This is a genomic window from Bradyrhizobium sp. SZCCHNS30572 (assembly GCF_032484415.1).
Lineage (GTDB): Bacteria > Pseudomonadota > Alphaproteobacteria > Rhizobiales > Xanthobacteraceae > Bradyrhizobium.
This window is the reverse complement of the sequence record NZ_JAUESY010000007.1, coordinates 386,965-412,188: the sequence shown is the minus strand read 5'-3', so window position 1 is coordinate 412,188 and position 25,224 is coordinate 386,965. Positions and strand designations below refer to the sequence as shown.

Here is a 25,224-nt window from a genome sequence, read left to right as displayed (position 1 = left end):
TCGTTGCCGGGTCCATACGGAGCGTCATGATGATGATCGAGTTTGCTGCCATACTTGATGGATATGTCGGACACGATTTAGAGGTCAGCCAACGCATTCTGGCGAGCTCCAAAGGACGGCGCACCCAACAATTTATCGCACGCAGGAGCGGAACTGAGATCGGCTTCGTTTCGTTCGATGAGCTTCCGGAAATAAATTGCCTAGCATTGTGCGAACTGTTTGTTGTTACCCGGCTCCGGGGCAGCGGACTTGGCAAGCTGCTGCTCGAAGCGGTCGAGGTCCGTGCGCGCGCGGAAGGCTACGAATGGGTCACCCTCTCTCCACAGCCGCTCGAATCGGGCTTTCCGGTAAACCGTCTTGCGACCTGGTACAGGAAGCAAGGCTATTCCGAACGAAATGGCTGCCCGACTGAGTTCGAGAAAAGAATAGAAGGCCGGCTTTGAAGAGCTCCGTGCCGGTCTGGCATGATGGCGCGGCACCAACTTTGCGTGGCTGGTCAACGAGAAACCTCGGCCGCGGAATACAGCCGAGCCGAATGACACCAATTGTATTTCCGTCTACAATTTCATGCCTTTAGGGGCAGTGACGCTCCACGATCGTCTTTCCACTTGAGCAGGCCCGATTTCGTCCATGCTGACACAGAGTCCAACGCCTCGCGGTAGCACGAGAAGACATGCGATCCGGTGCATTTCTCAGACGAGTAGCGTGAGCGAGCGGCAGTTGCCGCCGTCCGTTCCGCCAATCTTCTGAAGTCGCGCCGCGGACCTGCAATCCAGGCGCAGAAGGGGAGTTCCCAGGTGCCTGGTTTCACAAAATTCCACCGCAAATCCCAATACGGCCGAGCGTTCCCGGCGGGTCGTTATGATGATCCGCGCGGCGGCCGTCCGTCCGCGATCGAGCGAAACATCCTACGCTACAGATCGACCGAGGCAGCTAAAGGCGTTGCTCGACTACCGAAACGACATAGCACACCGGATTCAACTGGTTATGTCTGATGTGAGCCGTGACTACTGAGCGATCGATCACCTGGCGTTCAACGCGCCGGTTTACAAAGGCGACGCACTTGACAGGCTGCGCGCATACAGGCGGTCGTTGTGGGAGCGCGGGCGCGGTCATCTCTCGCTCACGCTGTCCATGGACGGCGTATTGTTCGAACTTGCCGAGCACGTCTTCGAGCGCGATCTCAAACGACTCGATCGAATTATTTCCAAGCAAATTGATCGAGAGCGGCAGCGCTTTGAGGCCATCAATGCCGAACTCGACCTGCGGGGCACAGAGGTCGTAGGTGATCTTTCGCCACGTTTTCCGGCCAATCATCGGCTTGGCTACAGCTATGCCGACGACTACATTCCTGCAACAGGCCATCTGATGAAGCGCGGCGTTGAGACCTGCTATCGCCTCTTCGATCTTGGGAAGAGTCCGATGGCGGTCGCCTATCTGATGGGGATGACTTTGCGCTCGGCGCAACGCCGTCACTACGGCTGGGTAAAGGCGGGAGGACTTGAGCGCGTTCGAACCGACGTCGAACGTTACGACGTGCACTCGTTGCAGCGAATATCGGCAAATTGAGATCTAGGCAGCAGCACTGTCTTTGCTCACGCGCTCGGCTTCAACGATGAACCGGGCGCGCTCGTAAAGCTCATCGAAGGTAACGATTTCCGGTCGGATCAGATTGCGGCGATAGAGCTCGAACGAGCGAAATTTTCGCTCATTGATGCCATGCTCTGCCTGAAACTCGCCGAGGCTGCCGCAGATCACAAACGAACGAGGTTCGGTCGTGAACAAGGATTCGCCGGTCGGGTTGCCATCGGTGCCAACGATCGTTTCGCGCGCCTGCCATTGCTCGAGCGCAGCCGAGACTGTGCCTTGAACCTGAGCGACAGCTCCGGACAGCTCTTTGGACGGTTGCCAGACGCCGGCTCGGTAGCTGCTCTCCGCAACGAGATCGGTATCGTGGCGCTTGATCTCGACGAAGCAGGTTGTGCTCAACATTGCGTGTGATTTCAACAAAGCATCCACGCGTTTGCCCGGGCCGGTGAGATCGAAGCCGCGCACGGACTGCTCAAGTTTGCGGTCATCCAGTGGACCAAAGCTGATCAGCGACAGGCCACAACCGAAAATCCAAGGATTGGCTTCGAAGAATTTCTGCCAGACATGTTCAGGACCCTTGGGATGCTTGCGCAGAGCCTCCTCGAAGTACGAGGGCTCCGTAAGCAGCTGCTTGAATATCCGCAATTGCTTGCGTCGATAGCCAAGCGCAACAATGTCCTCGTTGGTAATCTCGGTGCGCGCCAAGGTCGCGAGCAGATCCTGATTGTCAGTGGCTAGCCGCTTCATCTGATCGGGGCTGAGGAGCAGCTCTTCCAAATCGGCGTCCGAGATATTGATCTTCCCTTCGTTGGGAAAATGGACGCGTTTGATGTCGGAGAGGAATTTCAATAGCCTTGCGATTTCTGCAGGCCTGAACGCGAAATACTCGCAGGCACGCCCCTTACTGGTAAATTTCTGAATGGTGACAGTTTGAAACGACCGATCGTCTTCGAGAAAGCTCGCCTTGATCTGGATCCTCTCGCCAGGGGTGGTCCGAAGGACAACCTCGTCCTTTACGGTCGCAAATTCGTAGCCGCCATCCCCCTCAATGTATTTGTTTGCGATTCTGATCCGTCTGCCGCTGAACGACGGGAAGGATGAGCCGACATAGGTTTTGTCGGGTTTGCTGCGCAGATAAATCGTATATTCGTCCGGGTCTTCCATATGCGACTCCTGCTGTCGGCCGGCAATTTACCAGAAGGGATACGGCGCGGATTGCCGCCCGGAATGTTCCCATTATGTTCACGGACCCGGCAGACGGCAAGGGTCTCACGCCGAAGGGCGAAGATTGACTGACTGTTTTGGCCCGTTGCCGTGCGCGTGGCCCGTATTCAATGTCAGTCGGCCAAGCGGGGCCCGGCTAGGCGCACTGGCTGCGGTCAAGGAGAAGGGCCATATAACGAGACTGCCGGTGATCGTTGGGGTCGACCAGCGATCAGGTCGTCAGACTCGAATATCGGGCTTCTGTTGGGGCGCAGATCAGGCCCAGATCATTTTTGGACTAGATTATTCCGATGACTGCCACGCAACTCACAAGGTCTCCTACGGAGGCCGACCTCGAATCTGAAATTCATGCAGTCATCCGAAAAGCCTTTCCCTGGCTTCCGGCAGGCGCGATCCGTCACCAGACGAAATTCTCTTTCGTTTTCGGGCATGCGACCATCGAGATTGACGGTCTCCGCGATTGGCAGGCCGAAGGCCGCACTGACATCCTGGTTCGTTGGGACGAGACCCCGCTTGCTGTTCTGGAACTCAAGCGCAAAGGGCTGCCGCTCACGACGGCGGACGTGGACCAGGGCCTCTCCTATGCAAGCGTGATCCGGCCGCGCTTTCCGCTCGTCGTCGTCTCGAACGGGGAAGACACCCGGATCCTTGAGTCATACAGCGGAAATCCTTGGCAACCAGCGACTCCATCCGAAGCAGAATTCCACAAGCTTGTCGCCGCCACGGCACGGGTCGCCGCAAGCGACCTCAAGAACGCGGTCAGCACCTTGATGGGATCACAGCCGGCCGTCTGGGTACAGGCCGTCCGGAGTGCGTCTGACGCGATAGTTGACGAGTTGAGCGGCCGGTGGGACGAGCCGCTGCAACCCTTCGTTCGAGACTTCCTGTTGCCGCGGAAGGCTTCGGCAGTCGTCGAGGTGGAGCTATCGCGCGGCAAGAAATTCCTGTTGGTTGAGGGCGCGCCACTCGTCGGCAAAAGCAGCCTCGTTCGAGAGATGGTTCGGCGTACGGCGGATTCTGCTGACCTGGTGCTTCTATTCGTCATGGGTGATGAAGGCACTGGCATTTTTCAGTCGATTGCCGATATTCTGTCGCGATCCCTGGCTTGGCCCGTCAGCGCCGACGAAGCGCGCTCCTGGCTTGCGCGACTTTCACGCGGCAAGGGCCCAGCGCTCGTGCTCGCCGTCGACGGTGTCGGTCCCGAGCATGAACGTCTGCGTCGTGAGCTGGAGGACCTGAGCTCGTCATCCTTCGGACCGGAGCTTCGGTTGCTCGTAACCGTTGATGATGCGGTCACTAAAACGTTGATAGAGCACCCGCGCGGGCGCCAAGCCTCAACGATTGGCCGCCGAATAGACGGACGGATCGAACTGGATGTGCTCGATGATGACGAATTTGAGCTCGCAACAAGAGTTCTATGGGATCATCGTATGGCGATCATGCACGGCGGGCTCTCGTCGCGCGAACTGCGGGTGCCCTGGATCTTGCGTGCGCTCGGGGGGCGATACGCTCCCGAACCCGGTGAGCAACCAGGTAGGGCCACCGTCCTTCCCGCGCAGTTAAGCCTTGGTCTGATCGCGCATGCGCGTGAACGGTTTACTGACGACGAGTTGCGCCGGCAGTTTCGCGAGATTGCGCGAGCTGCTCTCCGCGATGTGGAAGACGAGAAGCGACCGATCGCCCTCATGCTGGAGGCAATGGCGACATTTGTGGTTCGTCGTCAGACGCTCTTGGGCTTTCTGCCTCACGCCGAGATCGATAGTCTGCTGAGGCGAGGCTATTTGAAGCCAAGCCTTCATTCATCGGGGGAGTCTGTTCTGTTCGTTCGCTTGCCAGAACTGCTGGCCAGTGAAGCGTCGATCGTGCTCGCATCGGATCTCATCGAGCGGGGACGTGCTGACGCCACGGAGGCGGCTCGCTCGATGGTATCCGTGACGTCGCGGTTACCATTAGGCGACATCATTGCTGCGCATTCCTTTGCTGACGCGATGCGCGGAAGCACGGGAGTTCCGCTCGACGTCGTAGCGGAGTTGGTCCGGATGCCACCGGAGCGGACCCCGATTAAACCCGGCATGAAAGCGGCGATGCATGTGCCTGGCATCGGGATGATGGAATTGACCTTCCAGGCGGACGGATCGTTTGTCGGCGAGTTTGATGGGCAGCGGCATACGTTCCCGGTGGATCCCGACGAGGGACCTGGCCAGCTAATCGGCCATTCCCACGCCTGGTTGATTTTATCACATCTCGGCGGACAGCGTATCGGCATTGTCCGCGAAGGCGAGCTCGAGCGAATCGATCTGGCAATCCTTTCGGAGGTCGGTCGCTGCCCGCACACGCTTCGACGTCCTGACCTTGGTTTTGAAGGCAGAGGCATCTCTAGTCATCAAATCCCAGGATATGGTGAGGTTGTGTGCCACGGGGCCGGGATCGTCGAACCCATTACGTTTTCACTGTTTCGACGCGTAAGCGAAGAGGGGCCGGAGCTCGAGGGCTGGATTGAAGCGGCGGTCGAAGACGGCTCGTTGGCGCTGCTCGCAAGACTCGACATCGCACTGCGAGAGACCGCAAAGCTTGTGGACGACGTTCGGCGGCCGTGGGCCGAGCGGATGCTCAATGAGCTGGTTGCGCCGGCGTTAGAGCATGCATTGCAGAGTGCGGTCGCATGATCCACAGGCTGCCCGAACTGCCGTTCTGGCCGGCACGCACGGCACGCAATTTCTATGTCGACGAGAGCGGGAATTCGGGCGATCTTGTCAAGACAGGCAGGGCCTTTGACTTCGGGCAGCAACCAGTCTTCACCCTTGTAGGTGCCGGCATTGATGATGTTGATTCTCTCGCCGTCGAGTTGGACCGGCTCCGTACACATCATCGTATCCAGACGCGAGAGATCAAATCAACCGCGTTGACGAACAAGCCTGGCTTTGTCTTTGATCTTGTCGCCTATCTCAGCGAACAGCGCTGCCCAATTTTCGCGGAGGTTGTCGAGAAGCGCTTCTTCATTTGCACCACGATGGTCAATCATTTCGTCATCCCGCCGGTTGCTGGTGATTTTGACCGTAGAACCGATGTAATGCGGATGAAGAATGACGTCGCGGAGTTTCTCCACGCTCTAATGCCTGCGGCTGTCATGCATTCATACGTGAAAGCTTGCTTGGAACCGTCGGTGGCGTCAACGCGGCTTGCGTTCGAGGCATTGATAGCGTGGTTGGAGAGCCGCATGCCGGCCGATACGAATGCGGGTTTCGTACACCAGTTTGTTATCGACAGCTTCGCCGAGTTCAAAGACGAAGCGGCTCAGCAGCCCGACGTTCATAGCTTCTTGCCTGTGCCTGATTTGAGCAAGTCCGCGAAACCTTATTGGATACTTCCGAACCTGTCGTCATTCACCAATCTTTATGCGCGCATCAATCTTTTCCGTGAGAGACAGCTAGGGGGTGTTCGGATTATCCACGACGAGCAGCTCCAGTATGATCACGTTCTCGAACAGGGAAAGCGAGCCAGCGAAGAATATGCCGAGTTGGGTTTAAGCTGGCCGGTGCAACATGCCGACTATGGCTTCAAGGAACGCGCCGAGCTGACGTTTTCGCCGTCGAACAGCTCGGTCGGGATTCAGGCAGCCGATGTCCTGGCAGGGTTTGTGATGCGCTACGTTCAAAGCGTCATTGCCCAGGCGAACGTTCCTTCGTCGGGAGCCATCAGAACCTTCCACTCGCTGCTGCTCCTGGGAGAGCCCGAAAGGGGGACAGGATTCAACTTCGTAGTCTCTCGCCAAGACTTCGCGCGCCTTGGCCTGATGCAGACGTGATGTGCGACACCGCTGTCCGTGATCTGGTGGTCGTTGGCAGTTGGTCGTACACCGACTGCACCATCGGCCATCTAATGGCCTAGACGTGTCGGCAGTTTCGCCGCAGCCTATTGCGATCGGTCGCTCGAGTTGAGTGCCGGATCGGACGAAGGTTCATGGATCATCGTGATGCTCTTAGGATCGACGATCAGGCTCAGCCCGTGGGCATCTGCTTGGTCTGCACCATATTCTTCGTGATCATCCACCTTTGGGCGAACGTCGAGCGGTTGGAATCCAGTCGAGCGATATCGCCAAATCGGATCGTCAGTTCGCGTGAACAATACCTTGACACTGTAGGTCAGGCTCACATCGGCAAACGAACAGCTGTTGTAGTATAGACCTTCAATAATCTCAGGCGGCTCGGCAGAGCCAAGCTCCCGAAACTCCATCCGCGCGAGCGGCTTCGGGTTGAGGAAGAGGTCGACCGCGAACCTGGCATCATTGGCACCCCAAAAGGCATCGAAATCAATGCCGGCAGTAGACCGGATGCCTGCGGTCACCAGAAGACGCTGCCACCCGCCTAAAAACTCGGAGATGAGCGGCATTAGATCGAGATATGGGCCGTCAATTGGCTGATCCGCCGGCAACGATATCGCAGGAATGCGCGTGTTTCCTGAGATCGTTATGGTCGCTCGGCCGGTTGCCATCAACGATAGTGCACGGGTCAGCTCAACCCATTGCGCGAGGTTACGTTGAAAACCTTCCAGGACCGGGATTGTCTCAAACTTCAGCCCCGTGGGCGTAAACCGAATGGTGAAATCAGAATGGCGGATCAGCAGTTCTGGGCCGCCCGATATTGGAGGCCCGATAAACATTTCAGCTTCGAACCGGGCCGCCGGACCCAAGCCCGGCCCCCGGAACGATACATCGCATGAACCAAGGGTCGGCGGGATAAGCCGAAGTTCATCAAGGTCATCGAACAACATCCCCTGATAGGGAAGACGTATGCCGAATCGATTGTCGAATACCTGAAGCTGATGCGGCTTGAGCGGAACGAGGCCGAGCAGAAGATCATTCAAATGATCCGGCCCCTCGAGCCGGATCAGCGCTTCAGCCGTGAAGCGCCCTTGCTCATATCCAAGCTCGGCGAGCTGGCGCTGCTTTTCGACCGTGTACGCGGCTGGACTTTGCTGACATACCAACGTCAGAGCTTCTAGCAGACCCGCGGGAGTGGGTTCAAAACGTCTTCCGGCCTTTTCAAAGTCGTAGCCGATATCGGCATGATTGATGTCGTGCGCCCTATGTGCCTCAGCAACGCGAAGTCGCCGCAGCACGCGCGCAAGCTCATCGCCAATCAGATGGACGAGGTAACCGGACTGCAACTCACCATTTGATTTCATGCGGAATACAACGATGACCGCGGGGTGCGCGTCTTTCGCTAGCCGATCGATTGCAGACAAACTCAGTCGGATGCGGCTCCCGGATCGGCCCAAGGTGGATTTTAGCTGTATGCGAACGCCTCTGGCCGGTCGCTGATCAAGCGTCACACCTTGTTCGATGGATTCCATCGGAAATTCGACGATGAAATCCCAACCCATCACATCGACGCTACTTTTGTTGCAAAACAGACCGGCACGCTCGCACAAGAGTTCGAACTGCCGTTCGCCAATGCGACCAATCTGCTCGGATTTTAAGTCATTTCCCATTCGGCTCACTCAAAGCGAAGGCCGAACAGACCACCAGTGTAGGTCGCATCGGTAAGCTTGGTCTCAAGCACATGATCCAGGATATTCAAACCACGTCTGAAACCTTCACGCGGCAGAGCGTCCGAGTTCATGGTGACGATGTACTGGAACCCCGATGCCTCGGCTCGCTCGGAGCCCAGTTGCAGCGCCTCGGCCACCTGACGCTCGTCGACGCCGTCAAAGAGATGGCTATCTTGGATCAGGAAGCGAGGTCCGCGCCCCTGTTTGAGGCTAATCTCGGTTAACATCAGATCGAAGCAAAAGATCTGCATGTTGGTGATGCCTTTGCTTCGCTGCCCGTCAATATGGACTTCGAATTGAGGGCCGCTTCCGGTTTCTGAAATCGTGAGACTGCCAGCCCTTCGTACAGGGACCCTGAGAGAGACTCAAAAGCAAGGATCGCCTCCCGAATCACATCACCACGCTCGTGGATGTCGTCGCGCAATGCTTTCGACCGCTTAGCACGCGCGACATCAAGCTCGGCCTTGGTGCTTTCGATCCTCTCCGCCGTATCGAGCCGCTGGCGCAGCCCTTCGACTTCCGCTTACGCACGGCCGGCGCAGTCCGCTGCCGTCCGTCGATGCTTATTCGACGGATATTCGACGATTTCGGTCGTGTCCAGCTAAGCTATTGAATTTATTGGCGCTCCCTAGGGGAATCGAACCCCTGTTTCAGCCTTGAGAGGGCCGCGTCCTAACCGCTAGACGAAGGGAGCGTGAGGTGAACCGCATAGCCTTGAACGCGCCGCGCCGCAAGACGGGGGATGCAGAATTTGTGGGTGGAGGAGGAGAGAGTCCCCGGGGGGACCCCCACCCCCGACCCCTCCCCGCAAGGGGGAGGGGAGCTCACCGCCCGGGTGGTGAGGGGAGTGGATATCAATGGGAATGGAATCAGCCGACCGCGAGGGCGGTGGGCTCCCTCTCCCGCTTGCGGGGGAGGGTTGGGGTGGGGGCGCCGCGAGCACCGGTGCCAGAGGAGAGAGTTCCCCCACCCGCATCGCATCTTCGATGCGATGCGACCTCCCCCGCAGGCGGGGGAGGCGCTGACTGCCCGCGGGCGGGGAGATGGGCCAAAGTCAAAAAGAGAAAGGGCCGAAATGGCCGGGCGAAACCGCCCTGCCCTCACGGCTCGACCGCGAAGCGGAGGCGGCCGGTGGGTTTGAGGGTCTTGGCGTCGAAGGTGCGGATCTCGGTGGTGCCGCCGACATCCAGCGTCACCGCCAGGCGGTCGCCGGCGGTGCCGGTGGCGACGATGCGGGCGCCCTTCGGGAGCATGGCGGTGAGGTCCGGGCCCGAAGCTGTGCTTCCATCGCCGCGGAAAAGGCGGTAGCCGATGGCGACCAGAAGCACTGCGATCGCGATCGAGGTGGTCACGCCCGCGATCATCATCATGCGCCGCAGCCGCGCCATCAGCTGGGCCTGCTCGGGCGAGGACGGCTCGGGCGCAACGGTAGAGTTCATGGACATCTCGACTTCACAATCCCACGGTCTGATGACGGTCACGGTCGCCGGCGACGAAGGCTCGCCGCGGCTCGATCGCGTGCTCGCGGCCAGGCTGCCGGAGCTGTCGCGGTCGCGGCTGAAGGCGCTGATCCTGGCCGGACAGGTGTCGCTCCGTGCCGAGGCGGTGCGGGACCCCGCTTATCACGTCACGGCCGGCGACACGATCACAATCGACGTGCCGGAGGCTGTCGCCGCCGAGCCCGCGGCCGAGGCGATCCCGCTGAAAATCATCTACGAGGACGACGACATCGTCGTCATCGACAAGCCGGCCGGCCTCGTCGTGCATCCCGCCGCCGGACACGAGACGGGAACGCTGGTGAACGCGCTGATCGCGCATTGCGGCGCCAGTCTTTCCGGGATCGGCGGGGTCAAGCGGCCCGGCATCGTGCACCGGCTCGACAAGGACACCACCGGCTTGATGGTGGTGGCGAAGAACGACCACGCCCACGCCTCGCTCAGCGCGCAGTTCGCCGATCACGGCCGCACCGGCGCGATGGAGCGCGGCTATCTGGCGTTCGCGTGGGGGGGGCCGCACCGGCCGCATGGCACCATCAATGCGCCGATCGACCGGCATCCGCATGCCCGCGACAAGATGGCGGTGCGGCCCAAGGGCCGCGAGGCCATCACCCATTACGAGGTGCAGGAGAGCTTTCCTGGCCGCGACGGCAAGCCGGTGGCGTCGCTGATCGCCTGCCATCTCGAGACCGGGCGCACCCACCAGATCCGGGTGCATCTCGCCCATCTCGGGCATCCGCTGATGGGCGATGCCGTCTATGGCCCGCATTTCAAGACCAAGGCGAACCAGCTCGCCCCGCCCGCGCGGGCAGCGCTCGAGGCGCTCGGGCGGCAGGCGCTGCACGCCTATCTGCTGGTGATCGAGCACCCCCGGACGGGAGAAATAATGCGCTGGGAATCGGAGCTTCCGGAGGATCTTTCTCTTTTGGGGGATGCCCTGCGAGCGGCGCTATGACGCAGGACCTTCAGAAAAACGCAAGCATGTCAAAAACTTAATGGAGCCACACGGGGTCGTGACCCCCGGAATCCTTCCACCGGGAAGCGAAAATGGTGTATGTTGCGCCTGCGTCGAATGGTCGACGCATGGAACGTCGCAAACCGGTTGGCTTTAACCAAGCGACCGCTTTGCCTGGCCCGCCGCTATCGGGGGCCTGAACCAACTGGAGGGCGCTCAATGGCCCGTACAGCTACACTGCCGGTTCTCAACGGAGAATCGGGACTTTCACGCTACCTCGCCGAGATCCGCAAGTTCCCGATGCTGGAACCGCAGGAGGAGTACATGCTCGCCAAGCGTTGGCGCGAGCATGACGACAGCGACGCAGCGCATAAACTCGTGACCAGCCACCTCAGGCTCGTGGCCAAGATCGCCATGGGCTATCGCGGCTACGGCCTGCCGATATCCGAAGTCGTATCGGAAGGCAATGTCGGCCTGATGCAGGCGGTGAAAAGGTTCGAGCCCGAGAAGGGCTTTCGCCTCGCCACCTACGCCATGTGGTGGATCAAGGCGTCGATACAAGAGTACATTCTGAGATCGTGGTCGCTCGTGAAGATGGGCACCACCGCGAACCAGAAGAAGCTGTTCTTCAACCTGCGCAAGGCCAAGAGCCGCATCAACGCGCTGGATGAAGGCGATCTGCATCCGGATCAGGTCAAGCTGATCGCGAAGCGCCTCGGCGTGACCGATCAGGACGTGGTCGACATGAACCGCCGCCTCGGCGGCGACGCCTCGCTGAACGCGCCGATCCGCGACGACGGCGAAGCGGGCGAATGGCAGGACTGGCTGGTCGACAATACGCCCAACCAGGAAGCCATCATGGCCGAGCACGAGGAATACGACCACCGGCGGCAGGCGCTGAACGGCGCGATCGGCGTGCTCAACGCGCGCGAGCGCCGCATCTTCGAGGCGCGGCGCCTGGCCGACGAGCCGATGACGCTCGAGGACCTGGCGGCCGAGTTCGGCGTGTCGCGCGAGCGCGTGCGCCAGATCGAGGTGCGCGCGTTCGAGAAGGTGCAGTCCGCCGTCAAGGGCGCCATCGCCAGGCAGGAGGCGGCGGCCCTGGAGGCCGCGCACTAGACGCGCGGCTTGCTTGAAGGTGGTTTTTGGATGCGATCGGAGCCGGCGGAGACGCCGGCTTCTTGTTAGGTGCAGTTAGTCGGGCGCGGCGCGGGCGAGCTCGGCGAGCGCACAGCCCTCGCAGTAGCGGGCGTCCTTGTAGTCGATCCAGTTGTGCGCATAGATCCGCTCCCGGGCGATGCCATAGCGCAGCCGGAGCAGCTTCGAGAGCACGCGCCAGGCGGCGACCTGGGCGTCCGTCGGAGGCGTGGTGACGTCGGGATAGTTGCCGGCGAACTCCACGCCAATGGAATTGTCGCGCACGACCTTGCGATAGGTGGGGCCGTTGTCGATATAGCGGTTGTCGTTGCGGTTGGCGCCGTCGCCATGCAAGGTCACCAGGGTGTCCGGCACCGCCCAATACACCGTGCCGTCGGTTTCCACCCACACGGTGACGCCGCGCCGTTTCGGGTTCTTGGCCTGGGCCAGCGCCCCCGCTCGCGCCGACCCGGCCGGGCCCTCGGTCTGGTGGACGATGATGTTGGTCCAGGGATGGGCGAGGTGCGGATCGCCCCACGGCGCCAGCCAGACCATCTTCAGTCCCGGGATGTCCGGCGTGCCGGACGAACGGGCGAGCGACGTGAGATCCTCAGCCGCAACAGGCAGAGGCAGCGCGACGAGAAGCAGCGCGAGCGCTGCGCGGAGGGAGAACAGGACCGGCCTCATGGTCGGCAACGATAGCACCGGCTACCCGGCAGCGGCATCCTGCCGACGCGGCGGCGCCATCATCGGCTCGATCTGGTCCGGCGCCAATGTCGGCGTCTCGTGGTCGGCGGCGAAGACGGCATAGCGGTTCTTGCCCTCCTTCTTGGCGGCATAGAGCGCCTGGTCCGCCCGCGCCATCAGCCGGTCGGGGAAGGCGCCGACATCCTCGGTCCATTCGGCGACGCCGATCGAGACCTCGATCGGCACCTCGGCGCCGGCACAGGCCTCCGCATCGTCGTGGCAGACCTGCAGGATGCGCCGCGCGATCATCGCGCCTTCGCGCAAGGCGGACGCCGGCAGCACGATGCAGAATTCGTCGCCCCCGGTGCGGGCCAGCATGTCGCCGGGGCGCAGCCGGGTCTGGGCCATCAGCGTGAAGTGCTGCAGGCAGGCATCGCCGGCGGCATGGCCATGGGTGTCGTTGATGATCTTGAAGCCGTCGAGATCGATCACCAATAGCGCGAACGGCCGCCGCGAGCGCTCGGCGCGCGCGCATTCCTCGCTCAGGCGCTGCATCAGGTGACGGCGGTTGGCGACGCCGGTGAGATCGTCGAGCAGCGCGAGGTCGGCGACCTCGTTGCGCAGCCGGTCCACCGCCATCAGCAGGAAGCCGAAATTGAGCGACATCGACAGGAAGATCAGCAGCAGCACCGCGGCGGCCTGACCGCTGGTGGAGCGGCTGAAATTGAAATCGGCGCCGATGAACGCCCCGATCGAGCGCGCGGCAAACACCGCGATGATCAGAACGGACAGCAGGCCGGCCAGCCGCGCTCCCGGATTGACGGGCCCGCGCCTCGCATCCAGCACCAGCCGCGCGATGATCGCCATGGGGACCGCCTGCCCGATCGAGTAGCACAGGATCCTCAGTGGGCCGTGGTCGTATCCGTATTGGAAAAATGCGATCGACGAGCAGGTCATCGCGACGACGGTCAAGCTCAGTCGCCACGACGCCCTGGAGCCATAGAAGCGCTCGACGCCCATCGCCGCGAGGCAGATCGCGAAGGTCATCAGCGAGCCGCCGACCAGCAGCGGAACGAACGAGCCGAAATAGAACCGCGTCAGCGCGAACGCCGCCGCCGGCGCGCACATGAACGCAGATGCCGTCCAGTACCGCGCCGAATCCAGATTGGGATAGCTGCGCATCACGTAGGCCCAGATCAGGCCCAACGCGAGGAAATTGACCACGAAGGCGGTCCACAGCGTCGGAACGTTCAGCATCCCGACAGCAGGACGCCGCAGGTCCTGTCCTCGATGTTCAATAACGCCGCGCTCATGAGCTACCCTGTTGCTCGAGGCAACATGGGCGCGGCGCAGTTAACGGTTCCTCAAGGGCCCAACCAAGGTTGCGCCTTGGTTTTGAATCAATGAAGACACCTTTTACGATCCGCTAACCTTGTCACGCCCCCAGCGCCAGTGGCGCAACTGGCCGGCGAATGCATCGAGCTGTGGATAAGCGCAACCGCGCTGGTGACAGCGTGAGGCAGAGCTTCGCGAATCTGCTGGGATCGACACCCGAGGCTGATGCATGGCTGGCGTGCGCCAGCGAAGCCTCAAAGTCGCGTTGCAATCCATCAACTCCTGACGAGGATTCCATGGCGAAGAAGGCGAAGAAGGCCGCAAAGGCCACCAAGAAAGCTGCGAAGAAGACCAAGAAGGCTGCCAAGAAGAAGTAGTTGCACTTCCCGGGTGGGAGCGCGGCTTCCACCCGGCTCTCAGTCAGCTCGACCCGCTAGCCGATCCTACGTCTCCACCGGTCGGCGGTTGCCACGCAACACGCCTCACCTGATATCGGGCGTGCGCTCGAGCGTCACCTCGGCTTCGCGCAGCACGTCCAGCGGCGCCCACGGCTTGCTCCAGAACTTCGTGCCGCCCGGCAGCGGCTGCGACAACGGCCGGCCAGAAGTGACGACCACATTGATGTGGGGGTGACGCGCCTTGGCGAGATGGGCAAGCTCGACCCCGTTCATGCGGCCCGCCAGATTGACGTCGGTCATCAGCAGCACGATGCGATGACCCGGCTTGTTCAGGACGAGTTCGGCGGCCTCCGCGCTCTCACACGCGATCACGTCGTACTCGCTCTCTTCGAGCAGCAGCGTGATCATCTCGCGCTGCGCCAGATCGTCTTCCACGATCAGTGCGGTGGCGCGAAAAGGTTGCGACTGTCCCATGCAGGTCCTCCACGAATGTGTGCTCGCAAAGTAATGTGAGTTAAAAGCTGAACGGCCGGATGGTTCGGTTCCAATCAGAAAAAGTGGCAGAAAACCCAGCTGCAATTGGAACAGGCACGCAGAACCGGTCGATCAGGGGAGTGAAGCGACAATGACGATCATTCGAGGCGCATCTGCCGCCGTGACAGGCGCAGCCAGCGGCATTGGCCGTGCGCTGGCGCAGGAGCTGGCGGCCCGCGGTTGCGATCTCGCGCTCGCCGACCGCGACGAGGCGGGCCTCGCAAGCCTCGCCGCCGAGCTCACCGCAACCGGCCGCAAGGTGACCACGCACCGGCTGGACGTCAGCGATGTGGCTGCAGTCACCCAGTTCGCAGTAGACGCGACCCGCGCGCATCCCGGCCTCAACATCGTCGTCAACAATGCTGGCGTGGCACTGTTCGGCAGCTTCGCCGAGATCGATCAGGCGGAGATGGAGTGGCTGTTCAACATCAATTTCTGGGGCGTCGTGCACGGCACGCGCGCGTTCCTGCCGCATCTTTCGCGCCAGCGCGAAGCGCACGTCGTCAACCTGTCCTCGATCTTCGGCATCATCGCTCCGCCCGGTCAATCGGCCTACGCCGCGGCAAAGTTCGCGGTAAGGGGATTTTCCGAGAGCCTGCGTCACGAGCTCACAGCCGCCGGCAGTCCCGTGCGGCTGTCCGTCGTGCATCCCGGCGGCATCGCCACGGCGATTGCGCGCAATGCCCGCGCCGGCCAGGGCATGACCGACAATGCGCGCCGCGTGCAGGCCATCGAGCGGTTCGAGCGGCTTGCCAGGACCAGCCCGCGCGACGCCGCGTTGCGGATCATCGAGGGCATCGAGCGCAATGAGCCCCGCATCCTGATTGGCGGCGATGCGCGCTTCATGGATCTCCTGCAGCGCTTCATGCCGGGCACCTATTGGCGCGTGATGGCGAAGCGGCTCGAGAAGGCGGCCGCGAAGCAGGGATGAGCCACGGGACAGGAGCCCCCACCCCAGCTCGCGCCCGTGGCTACGCCGGAGCGATCGGCGTGTCGGCGAGCTTGATACTTCAGCCACCCAACGACCGGTCAGGCCGCCCTGATATGGGCTAGGAACTGGTTGACCTCGCTACGCAGCCGGGTCGACTGCTGCGCGAGCTCGCCGGCCGCCGACAGCACCTCGTTGGCGGCGTGGCCGGTCTGCACGACCCCGGACGTGACGCCCGCGATGTTGCGCGTGACGTCCTGGGTCTTGCCGGCGACGACGTTCACATTGCCGGCGATCTCGCGGGTCGCGGCGTCCTGTTGCGCGATCGATGAGGCGATGATGGTCGAGATCTCGTCGACCTCCTGGATCGTGGTGCAGATCATACCGATGCTCTGGACCGCGGCGGCGGTTTCGGCCTGAACCGCGGCGATCTGAGCACCAATCTCTTCGGTCGCCTTGGCCGTTTGGGTCGCCAGCGTCTTCACCTCGCTAGCGACGACGGCGAATCCCCTGCCCGACTCGCCGGCGCGCGCGGCCTCGATCGTCGCATTCAGCGCCAGCAGATTGGTCTGGCTGGCGATCTGGGTGATGAGTGCGACGACCTCGCCGATCTTGCTGGCCGCAATGTTGAGCCGCTGCACCTTGTCGTTGGATTGCTGCCCTTCGTCCGCGGCCTTGCGAACCACGGACGACGCACGCTCGAGCGTCTTGCTGATCTCGTTCATCGAGGATGACAGCTCCTCGGCCGCCGAGGCAACGGTGTTGACATTGTCCGACGCGGAGCCGCACGCCTGCGATACCGTCAGGGCCTGCTGCTTCGACTGATCGATCGTCACCGACATCGAACGGGCGGTCGCCTCCATTTCGATGGCCGCAGCCGACACGGCGTCGACGACGCCGCGGACGCTGGCCTCGAAGCCATCGGCCACCTCCATCAGCATGCGGCGCCGGTCCTCCTCGGCACGAGCCTGGGCCTTCTCCTGCTCCGCCTGCAGATCCCTCATCCGGACGGCGTTGTCCCTGAAGATCGAAACGGCGCGTGCCATCTGTCCGACCTCGTCCTTGCGCCAGTCGGCCGGGACGCGAACGTCCAAGTTGCCGTCGGCGAGCTCGCGCATCGCGCTCGTCATCTGGACGATCGGGCGGGAGATGCCGCGCGCGATCAACAGCCCGGCGAGCGCGATCAGCACGAGGCCGGCCAGCGTCATCCCGATCGCCAACGCCCCGGCGCGATTGCGAGCCTGGATGAACTCGCTGTTGTCCATGATGATCTCGACGGCCCCGATCGGCTTGCCGGAGAAATCCTTGATCGGGCCCAGCAGCGCGACGACCGGAACACCCTTGAGCTGTCCTTGGCGCGACAGGAAGCTGCCGGCCGATGCCTCCCGATAGTCGCCGCTTGCGAAGAAGGAGGTCTCCCCGATCGTCGTCGCGAACAGCTTGAAGCCGGTGTCGCCAGCCAGGCGGAACGCGACCTCGACATTCCGGCTGCGCTTGAACTCGTCGAAGAAGTTCTGGCCAAAGGTCAGGCCGAACTCGACCGAGCCCAGATGTTTGCCGGCGGAAACGATCGGTACGACGCCGCGGAGCCCGAGGCCGGCAACGCCGCCCTCCAGCCCGACGATCGGCTTGCGGTCGGTGTTGGCGGCCACCACCGTCTTGCGGAATCCCGACAGATCGTCGCCGAACTTGGCCGGCTGGTGCACCCGCAGGAAGGACATCGCCGGCGGCGTGTGAAACTGAAACTGGTCGACGCCATAATCGGATTTCAGGCTGGCCATGCCCGCGCCGAACAGCCGCATCAAGGCGTCGCGGTCGTTCTGCGCCATGGCGTCCTGGACCGCGGGGATCTTGGCGACCACCGCACTCATCGCTTCCGCGCGGGTCGCCTCCAGCTGCAGGCGCGAATTGAAGGCGTCATATTGGGCGTGGAGCTCGCGCTCATTGGCGCGGTCGATGATGCCGCCGATGATCCACATGGCGACCAGCAGCACGAAGAGGGCCGTCGCTGCCGCACCGATCACCAGAGAAAGGGTGATCCGGGTTCTCAAGCCACCAAACTTCAACATGCGATCCTCGAACGTCGACCGGTGTTCGAGTATTGCAGCGTTGCAACTAATTATTCCTGAACGAGTCAACCAATGGACTGGACCAACAACAAATTAGCTGCTGCGGGGCGGGAACGGCTATCGGAGCCTTCCGCCGCACACTTTGCTCTTAACCTGCCGCAATCCATGCTGGTTGCAGATCACTTCACCTCAACCCTTCACAAGTCCCGTCGGAACATGCTGACAGAGCAGAGCGTCCGACCTGTCCGGCAGGGCGCGTTCAGGCGACAGGACCGCCGCGCGCCCGCCAGCCGCTCATGCCGCCGGCATAGTGGCGGATATCCTGCCGCCCGGCCGACAGCGCCCGCCGCAGGGCGGTGGCCGAGCGGCCGCCGGCCTGGCAGATCAGAACCACCGGCTTGTCGTGCACGAGGCTGCCCGGGTCGAAACGCGACAGCGGGTGATTGACGGCGCCGGGGATGTGGCCGCCCTTGAACTCATGCGGCTCGCGCACGTCGACGATGACGCAGCTCCGCTGCTGATGCGCCCGCACCAGCTCATCATGCTCGATCGCCGGCACGCTGGTCGACCCGGTCAACCTGCTGAACAGTCCTGATAGCATGGGAGGAACCTCTCACTGTTTGACATAGGGGCACTCGGGCGACTCAGCCTAGCCCTGTGTCCGCTTCGCCTTGGCCGCGGACGCTTCGACCCAGAAGAAGAACGCACCTGCACCGATCGCGAGCGCGGCGAACCAGACGCCATCCGGCACGCCGGTGATGTCGGGCAGCCGCACCTTGCCGAGCGCCCAAACATTCAGGACATGGGCCTTCACCCAGTCGAAGCTCAGCGCATAGAGGATCGCCCCGACGATCATGCCGAAAGCGCCCACTGCAGCATGAACGCTGCCGCTGGCAATGGCGCCGAGCGCAGTGCCCGGGCAGTAGCCGTAAACCACCATGCCGACGCCGAACAGCGCCGCGCCGAGCGCGACCGCAAGCATGTTGGCGTCCTTGACGTAATACTTGGTGTTGCCGGTATCGACCAGCAGCAGAACGCCGATGCCGCCGACCACGATCGCCGTGCCCATCACCTTCAGCACGGTGAAGTCGCGCAGCCGGAACTGGTTCTCGATCACGTTGCAGCTCGTGACCTTGCCCTGCTGCAGGAGATAGCCGAACACGGCGCCCATCAAGAGCGGGCCGGCGATGCTCATCAATGACGTCATGGCCCTTCTCCTATGCTTTCCGGAACATGACGCGCGACACCACCAGGCCGGTCGCGAACATCACGGCGAGGAACAACCAGCTCGACAGCGCCAGTTGCAGACCGCCTGAAATGCCGTGGCCGCTGGTGCAGCCGCCGGCCAGACGCGCGCCATACATGATGACGATGCCGCCGAGAAACGCAGCGACGAAGCGCTTGGACACCGACGGACCAAAGCGCTCCCTCCAGACCTCCGGCACCAGCTCCAGTCGCCACGTGCCGGAGATGACCGCCGACAGGAATGCGCCGAGCGGAATGCCGACCAGAAACCAGACGCCATAATCCCATTTCAGCGGCATCGACTTCCAATAACTGTTGGCGGCGACGGCTTCGGATCCGATCACCGGCACGGCGAACAGCGACGCGATGCGCGAGAACGCCGTCGTCACGCCGAGCGGGTCGCCGAACCCGGCAAAGGCCACCCAACTGAGGATGCCGATGCCGGCGCCGACCAGATAAGGCGACCAGTCGATGCGCCCGGACTCGCCCAGATCCTTGACCATGACGTCGTTCATCATTGCCACGACGGGTCCTCCCTGCTGACGCGGCCCAGCGCCGCGACCGACGTACGCCACTATATGCATATATTCGAATTTATGCAATTATAAATCGGCCAGTGCCGATAGGTCACGATGCCGATAGGTGAAAAGGCGGGGCTCTTCGGCAGCCTGACGGCGAGGAATCAGCGGCACGGGCGACCTCGGGGACGGCAGGCCCGAGCAAGCCGCAGTGGAGCATGATCCGCCGCAGCCCCACGCTCTGTTCATGTCGGCGCGGCCTCTCGCAGGTCCATCGTCACCACGCGACTCGGTCGCGCCGCTTGCCGCGGCCGCGGGAGAAGTCCTCGAGATGAGGCTCGCAGGCCAATGCAGAAGCGATGCCCGGCGCGTGGTGGCCGGGCCTGCGCACCTGTCCAGCACTCCCGACGCGGGCCGGCGAATGGCGGCGAGATCGGATCTGCGCGGCTCTCAGTCGCTGCGAGTTCCTAGGCGGCTCTCACGCCGGCGATGAACTTCTTCACTTCCATGCTCAGTCTGGCACTGTCGTCGGCCAGCGATTTCGCGGCGGACAGCACCTGGGATGCGGCGGTTCCGGTATCGACGGCACCGCGCTGCACATCCGCAACGTTGGCTGAGACCTGCTGCGTTCCCGCCGCCGCGTGCTGGACGTTGCGCGAGATCTCCTGCGTGGCAGCGCCCTGCTGCTCCACGGCTGATGCGATCGTCGACGAAATCTCCTGCAATTTCTCGATGGTGATGCTGATGTCGCGGATGGCACCGACCGATTGCTGGGTGGCGGACTGGATGCCGGAGATCTGCTGGCCGATCTCGCCCGTGGCCTTCGCCGTCTGCTCGGCCAGCGCCTTGACCTCGGATGCGACCACCGCAAATCCACGGCCGGCCTCGCCGGCGCGTGCGGCCTCGATCGTTGCATTCAGCGCGAGCAGATTGGTCTGTCCGGCAATCGTATTGATCAGCTCGACGACGTCGCCGATGCGGGCAGCGGACTTCGAGAGCTCGCCGACCTGTTCATTGGTCCTGCGTGCCTGTGCCACCGCCTCATTGGCCATCCGGGCCGAATCCTGGACTTGCCTGCTGATCTCGTTGACGGACGCGGAGAGCTCCTCGGTCGCAGATGCCACCGACTGCACATTGGTGCAGGCTTCCTCGGAAGCCGCGGTGACGGATGTGGCCAGGTTCTGTGCGCGGCTCGCCGTGTTGCTGAGCCCTCCGGCGTGACCTTCCAAAGTGCTCGATGCCGTGGACACGGTATCGACGATCTCGCCGACCACGGCCTCGAAGCGGCCAGTGATCTCGTCGAGCCGCCGGCCGCGTTCCAGTTTCACCTCTGCCTCTCTCGAAGCGATATCGTCGGCCTGCTTCTTCGCAATCAAGGCGGTCTTGAAGACGTCCAGGGCGTCGGCCATCATGCCTACTTCGGTCTTCTGACCGCGATAGGGGATCTCGATCGCCAGGTTACCCTCACCGAGCGCCTGCATCGGCCTGATGATGGAAGCGATGCGCCGGGAAATGTCGCGAACGAACCAGCTTCCGACGCCGATGCCGGTGAGAACGGCAAGGACGATGACCGTCGACATCAATGCAAATGCCTCGGCATAGCCATCCGCGGCGATCTTGGTTTCGGCGTCGGCGCCACGATTGTTGAGGTCAATCAGCTTTCGAAGAAATTCGTCCGACTGATTGGCGACGCTCCGGACCGTCTTGTTGAACAGATCGCTCGCCTGCTTGGTCGCGTTGCCGTTCCCTGCGCGCAGCACCTCGAGCACACCATCGGCAGCCTTGACATATTGCTCCCAGCCCCGCGACCAGCTCTCGAACAGGCTGCGCTCCTCGGCCGACGAGATCATCGCCTCATAGGAGCGGCGCGCCGTCGCGATGACGGCGAGCGTTGCCTTCATGTTGCGGTCGAGATTGTCCTTCTCCTCAGTCGTATCTGCCGTCATGTAGGCTCGCAGCTGCGCCCGATTGAGATTGATCGCCGAACGCAACTCGCCGAGCACGCGCACGCTCGGCAGCCAGTTCTTGGCGATCTGTTCGGTATGCGTATTGATTGTCTGCATGCCGCGGACGGCCAGCAACCCGACGATGGTCATCGCCACCAGCAGCAGCGCAATGACGGCCGCCATTTTTGCTCGAATGGAGAGTTGCGACATCACGCGTGCCTTTCGTAGTCCCGGCGATTCGTATCGGTCCGCCGCATGATTGCGTCGTCCCCTCGCGACGGTATCACCCGACCTTCGCAAATTGGTTAACGGGCGGGATTTCCAGACTGGAATCTACCAACGTCATGATCGGGCACGATGGTCCGAATGCCGTGTTCGGCGCGCATCTCCTGTGGCCAATCCGCGGACTACGCGATCTGCGCTCCGGCGTGACGACGCAAAGACGCGTGTCTTCGGGCTCGATCCGATCTGATCAGACAATGTTCTTCGTCGGAGGCTTGAAGTGCGCCGACACGCCACGCGTCGACGAGCCTGTGACAGACAGGTCCCGGAGATTCATGGATGCTGCGCCTTGACGCTGCATGTCCAATGCCGCTCAGCAGAAGCAGGCTCGCTTCCGCAGGATGCCTCAAGAAGGCATGACGGAGGGCGACTGAACCGGGCTCTGCGCCGGCTTGGTGGCGAACAGCCAGCGGTCGACGACAAAATCGGTGACGGCCGCACCCAACCACATGCCACCGAGCACGATCCACGCTGTGAGCGCAAACACCGATGCCCCGGTTACGCCGGCGCCAACGGCGCAGCCGCCCGCCAGCATCGCACCGAATCCCATCAGGACGGCGCCGATCATGTAACGGCGCATGCCGCGCCCATCCGAGAAGCCTTCGAGATTGAGTTCACGCGCCAGCGCAGCCGCAACGAACGAGCCGATGAACACACCCGGAATGATGCCGAGATCGAAGCCCGGCTTCAGTTGCGGGCTGGCGAGCACCTGCATCAGCAGCTCCGCCGAAGGACCGCTGAATGTCAGGCTCTTCAGCGGCACCGGCGAGAACGAGGCCTGGCCGAGCTGATAGGTAAGGAGCCAGCCCCCGGCGACCGCCGCGCCCGCGGCCACCGCCGAGCGCAGGATCTTCGGGCCAACCTGAAACTTCGACACGGCGGCGAGCCCGGCGAGGAACCACAGCATTCCGAAGCCGAGCTTCTCGGGCGTACCCCCGCCGAACAGGCTCATGATGTCGCGCGACGGTCCGCCGTCGACGAGCCAAAGATTGGTGAGCCACTCGCGTGCCGGCGCGAGCAGGCCGCGATAGGCGGACTGCGCCGTCACCGCGAAGACGAGGCCGGACAGCAGCGCCCGCAGATTGCCGTTGGCCGAGAGCACCAGCAGACGGCTGGCACAGCCTCTCGCCAGGATCATGCCGCAGCCGAACAGCGTGCCGCCGATCATCGCGCCGGAAATGCTGCCCTGCTGCGCCAGCTGGCGCGCTTCGGAGACGTCGAGCAGGCCCATCGCCACCAGCGCCTGGGTGCCCAGCAGCGCCGAGGCGAAGGTGAGGAGCCACACCGCCAGCCGCGGACCGCCCTGCCCGCGCGCGAACTCGACCGTGGCCGCCCGGAGGCAGAAGCGGCTGCGCTGGGCGAAGAAGCCGAACGCGCCGCCGGCCGCGAGCCCGCACAGCAGCGACACCAGCTCCTCACCCAGAAGGTCGATCAATGCGGTGAGCACAGGCGCTCCCGTCGTTCAGGCCTACCGCTCAACATGCCGGGCGGCATCGGCAAGGACGCATGCGCCCGTCACGGGCGCAGGTAGGCGTATCCACTCTGCTGCAGCTCCGTGAGGCGCACGACGCCGCCCTTCTCCGCCACCGCGAACCCTGGCAAGAGATCGTCGAGTTTCACGCCTTGCGCCTTCATGGTGTTCGCACAGGCCTCGAAGCCGACGCCAGCCTTCATGAGGCGCTCGGCCAGAGCCGAGATGGTCTGGTCGGCCGAAATCGCATGAAAGGCCCGCAAGCCCGGACCGTGGATCACCAGGCGAATGTCTGCGCGTCCAGGTCCTCCGGTGCCATCGACGTGGTTCTGGAGGTTGCCGAGAACGAACAGGGCGCGGTCCTGATCGGCGAGATGATAGGCGACGCGCTGGCGCGGAGATTCCGTCGCCGCGCGTGCGCTGCTGACACCGAAGATTCCAAACAGGCCGGCAAGACCGGCTTGCATCAAAGATCGACGTTCCATGGTGGCTCCTAACGCGCGGCTGCAATGAATCCTGCGATGCGATCAGCGGCATCCTCGGCGGCGAGATCGCGAAAGAAGTGATCTGCGTCGTCAATCGTCTCCAGTCGGACACGGCTGCCGGCGCGTGACGCCAGCGGCGCGAACGACGCTGCCACGTCCGGTACCGTCTTGTCTTGCGCTGCCGCAAGCACCAGAACCGGCAGGCTCACATCGGCGACCAGCGCCGCCGTATCCTGACGCCGGTCGGCGCGATAGAATGCTGCGAATGCGCGCGCCGTCACCTTGGCATCGCGGCAATAGATGAAGCCCGGCACCGACATCCAATCACCGCCGCGCCCGGCGGCGATCGCTGCCTCAGCCTTGTCGAGCAGCGGCGCCAATCGCTGGCCGTAGCTCTCCGCATAGGCGTCTCTCAAACCGGCCTCGATGCTCGCCGTCGCGGGCGCCAGCAGGATCGCACCGTCGACCGCCGCTCTGGGATTGGCGGCCAGATAGCGCGCGACCTGATTGGCGCCGCGCGAATGACCGAGGACGAAGACGTGCGACGACGTCTTGCGCGCTTCACTCAGCCAGGCGGCGATCTCCACGACAGCATCGTCCGTCACATAGTCATGGGGTTTGGCACAATCGTACATGCCGGTGCGGCGATCGAGACCGAGCACGAGATTGTGCGCGAGCGAGGCGATCCCCCGCTCGGCCAACGCCTTGGACAGGCCCTGGATGGTCTCCATGTCCTTGTGCGCGAGCGTGCCGTGCGTCATCAGCACCAGCGGCACATCCGGTCCAGACTGCGCCGGCAGTCGGAGCGTGCCGAGCGCCGTACGCCCGCCGATCGTGAGCTCGCGCGGCTCCTCGGCCGCGAAGGCGATCGACGCAATGAACGAGACGACAAGAGCGAGCCACCACCGCATCGCAAATTCCTCAGGGACGCACGATCGTCCAGTTCTTCTCGGACAGCTCCAGCAGGGTCGCGACCCCGGTCTTGACGACCGTGACACCGTCGAGCAGAGGCGGCTGCCGTCCCTCCTTGCTCGCGAGCGTCTCCAAGGTATTGCCGCAGGCGATGAAGCTCACATTGGGCATCGACTTGGCGAAGCCGAGCACCCGCTCCTTCACCGGCGAGCGGTCGGCCAGCAGCATGTCGAGGCCGCCATTGAACGCAACGATCACGATCTCGACCTCCGCGCCCTCGCCCGAATAGTGGCGGGAGACATTCGCGGCCACGTCGAGCACCGCGCGCATCTTGGCCGGATCCTCGTCGCTGATCTGCAGCGCGAGCCTATGTGGCTCGGCTGCAGTGGCGATGGACGCAACCCCGCTTCCGGCCAGGGCGACGGATGCGGCCGCCAATAGCATCTGGCGGCGGCTGCATCC

At 62.8% G+C, this 25,224-nt stretch carries 24 protein-coding genes and 1 tRNA gene; 8 read left to right on the top strand and 17 right to left on the bottom strand.

The genetic code is table 11. The annotated features are described in order from the left end of the window. The first annotated feature begins 26 nt into the window (after window positions 1-26). Together QX048_RS21675 and QX048_RS21670 are read left to right on the top strand one after the other, a co-directional pair. Window positions 27-443: a GNAT family N-acetyltransferase gene (locus QX048_RS21675; protein WP_316200660.1), complete on the top strand. Its 417-nt coding sequence runs from the start codon at window positions 27-29 to the stop codon at window positions 441-443. Between the two features lie 703 nt (window positions 444-1,146). Beyond that, on the top strand, window positions 1,147-1,569 hold the full coding sequence (locus QX048_RS21670) for a hypothetical protein (protein ID WP_316200659.1): 423 nt from the start codon (window positions 1,147-1,149) through the stop codon (window positions 1,567-1,569). A gap of 3 nt (window positions 1,570-1,572) precedes the next feature. Here QX048_RS21670 and QX048_RS21665 read toward each other — a convergent pair whose 3' ends face one another. After that, the gene (locus tag QX048_RS21665) at window positions 1,573-2,754 is read right to left on the bottom strand and encodes a Shedu immune nuclease family protein (protein WP_316200658.1); all 1,182 of its coding nucleotides are present in this window, start codon (window positions 2,752-2,754) and stop codon (window positions 1,573-1,575) included. 350 nt (window positions 2,755-3,104) lie between these two features. On the opposite strand from QX048_RS21665, the gene QX048_RS21660 reads away from it, so the two are divergent. Both QX048_RS21660 and QX048_RS21655 read left to right on the top strand, forming a co-directional pair. Next, a complete protein-coding gene (locus QX048_RS21660) occupies window positions 3,105-5,480 on the top strand; it encodes a type I restriction enzyme HsdR N-terminal domain-containing protein (RefSeq protein ID WP_316200657.1) in 2,376 nt (791 codons plus the stop codon). Further along, window positions 5,477-6,619, top strand: a complete 1,143-nt coding sequence (locus tag QX048_RS21655; protein ID WP_316200656.1) for a DUF3800 domain-containing protein — start codon at window positions 5,477-5,479, stop codon at window positions 6,617-6,619. The genes QX048_RS21660 and QX048_RS21655 overlap by 4 nt, the downstream gene beginning before the upstream one ends. Before the next feature lie 107 nt (window positions 6,620-6,726). Here QX048_RS21655 and QX048_RS21650 read toward each other — a convergent pair whose 3' ends face one another. The 4 genes from QX048_RS21650 to QX048_RS21635 all read right to left on the bottom strand — a co-directional run bounded on the left by QX048_RS21650 (window position 6,727) and on the right by QX048_RS21635 (window position 9,803). Continuing rightward, window positions 6,727-8,304 carry a hypothetical protein gene (locus QX048_RS21650; protein ID WP_316200655.1) on the bottom strand — a complete coding sequence of 526 codons (1,578 nt, stop codon included), beginning with the start codon at window positions 8,302-8,304 and terminating at the stop codon, window positions 6,727-6,729. Window positions 8,305-8,309: 5 nt separating this feature from the next. Next, the gene (locus tag QX048_RS21645; RefSeq protein ID WP_316200682.1) at window positions 8,310-8,648 is read right to left on the bottom strand and encodes a DUF2326 domain-containing protein; all 339 of its coding nucleotides are present in this window, start codon (window positions 8,646-8,648) and stop codon (window positions 8,310-8,312) included. A gap of 335 nt (window positions 8,649-8,983) precedes the next feature. Next, a tRNA-Glu gene (locus QX048_RS21640) sits at window positions 8,984-9,058 on the bottom strand. A 406-nt stretch (window positions 9,059-9,464) separates the two neighbouring features. After that, a complete protein-coding gene (locus QX048_RS21635) occupies window positions 9,465-9,803 on the bottom strand; it encodes a hypothetical protein (RefSeq protein WP_315718294.1) in 339 nt (112 codons plus the stop codon). A gap of 31 nt (window positions 9,804-9,834) precedes the next feature. Here QX048_RS21635 and QX048_RS21630 point away from each other — a divergent pair, with 31 nt between their 5' ends. Then, window positions 9,835-10,815, top strand: a complete 981-nt coding sequence (locus tag QX048_RS21630) for an RluA family pseudouridine synthase (RefSeq protein WP_315826749.1) — start codon at window positions 9,835-9,837, stop codon at window positions 10,813-10,815. Between the two features lie 219 nt (window positions 10,816-11,034). Beyond that, window positions 11,035-11,934, top strand: coding sequence for an RNA polymerase sigma factor RpoH (gene rpoH, locus QX048_RS21625; protein ID WP_315754871.1), 900 nt, complete (start codon window positions 11,035-11,037; stop codon window positions 11,932-11,934). Between the two features lie 75 nt (window positions 11,935-12,009). Here rpoH and QX048_RS21620 read toward each other — a convergent pair whose 3' ends face one another. Then, on the bottom strand, window positions 12,010-12,639 hold the full coding sequence (locus QX048_RS21620) for a peptidoglycan recognition family protein (RefSeq protein WP_315826748.1): 630 nt from the start codon (window positions 12,637-12,639) through the stop codon (window positions 12,010-12,012). Window positions 12,640-12,660: 21 nt separating this feature from the next. After that, window positions 12,661-13,896: a GGDEF domain-containing protein gene (locus QX048_RS21615; RefSeq protein ID WP_315826668.1), complete on the bottom strand. Its 1,236-nt coding sequence runs from the start codon at window positions 13,894-13,896 to the stop codon at window positions 12,661-12,663. A 227-nt stretch (window positions 13,897-14,123) separates the two neighbouring features. Between QX048_RS21615 and QX048_RS21610 the strand changes: the two genes are divergently transcribed. Then, window positions 14,124-14,351, top strand: coding sequence for a hypothetical protein (locus QX048_RS21610; RefSeq protein WP_315718297.1), 228 nt, complete (start codon window positions 14,124-14,126; stop codon window positions 14,349-14,351). Window positions 14,352-14,456: 105 nt separating this feature from the next. On the opposite strand, the gene QX048_RS21605 is transcribed toward QX048_RS21610, so the two are convergent. Then, window positions 14,457-14,846, bottom strand: coding sequence for a response regulator (locus tag QX048_RS21605; RefSeq protein WP_315718298.1), 390 nt, complete (start codon window positions 14,844-14,846; stop codon window positions 14,457-14,459). Window positions 14,847-14,997: 151 nt separating this feature from the next. Between QX048_RS21605 and QX048_RS21600 the strand changes: the two genes are divergently transcribed. Further along, a complete protein-coding gene (locus QX048_RS21600; RefSeq protein WP_315754829.1) occupies window positions 14,998-15,837 on the top strand; it encodes an SDR family NAD(P)-dependent oxidoreductase in 840 nt (279 codons plus the stop codon). Window positions 15,838-15,935: 98 nt separating this feature from the next. Here QX048_RS21600 and QX048_RS21595 read toward each other — a convergent pair whose 3' ends face one another. From QX048_RS21595 to QX048_RS21555, 9 genes are all read right to left on the bottom strand, one after another. After that, complete coding sequence (locus tag QX048_RS21595; RefSeq protein ID WP_315826667.1) at window positions 15,936-17,903, bottom strand: methyl-accepting chemotaxis protein; 1,968 nt, start codon at window positions 17,901-17,903, stop codon at window positions 15,936-15,938. A 259-nt stretch (window positions 17,904-18,162) separates the two neighbouring features. Next, a complete protein-coding gene (locus QX048_RS21590; RefSeq protein WP_315718300.1) occupies window positions 18,163-18,504 on the bottom strand; it encodes a rhodanese-like domain-containing protein in 342 nt (113 codons plus the stop codon). A 48-nt stretch (window positions 18,505-18,552) separates the two neighbouring features. After that, entirely contained in the window at window positions 18,553-19,110 is a 558-nt protein-coding gene (locus tag QX048_RS21585; RefSeq protein ID WP_315718301.1) for a YeeE/YedE thiosulfate transporter family protein, read from the bottom strand. Window positions 19,111-19,120: 10 nt separating this feature from the next. Then, on the bottom strand, window positions 19,121-19,663 hold the full coding sequence (locus QX048_RS21580; RefSeq protein ID WP_315826747.1) for a YeeE/YedE thiosulfate transporter family protein: 543 nt from the start codon (window positions 19,661-19,663) through the stop codon (window positions 19,121-19,123). 470 nt (window positions 19,664-20,133) lie between these two features. Continuing rightward, window positions 20,134-21,822 carry a methyl-accepting chemotaxis protein gene (locus tag QX048_RS21575; protein ID WP_315826666.1) on the bottom strand — a complete coding sequence of 563 codons (1,689 nt, stop codon included), beginning with the start codon at window positions 21,820-21,822 and terminating at the stop codon, window positions 20,134-20,136. 418 nt (window positions 21,823-22,240) lie between these two features. Next, on the bottom strand, window positions 22,241-23,341 hold the full coding sequence (locus QX048_RS21570) for a YeeE/YedE family protein (RefSeq protein ID WP_315754833.1): 1,101 nt from the start codon (window positions 23,339-23,341) through the stop codon (window positions 22,241-22,243). A gap of 68 nt (window positions 23,342-23,409) precedes the next feature. Further along, the gene (locus QX048_RS21565; protein WP_409978004.1) at window positions 23,410-23,850 is read right to left on the bottom strand and encodes a DsrE family protein; all 441 of its coding nucleotides are present in this window, start codon (window positions 23,848-23,850) and stop codon (window positions 23,410-23,412) included. 8 nt (window positions 23,851-23,858) lie between these two features. After that, a complete protein-coding gene (locus QX048_RS21560; RefSeq protein WP_315826665.1) occupies window positions 23,859-24,761 on the bottom strand; it encodes an alpha/beta hydrolase in 903 nt (300 codons plus the stop codon). 10 nt (window positions 24,762-24,771) lie between these two features. Next, complete coding sequence (locus tag QX048_RS21555; protein WP_315718331.1) at window positions 24,772-25,206, bottom strand: hypothetical protein; 435 nt, start codon at window positions 25,204-25,206, stop codon at window positions 24,772-24,774. Between the last annotated feature and the right edge of the window lie 18 nt (window positions 25,207-25,224).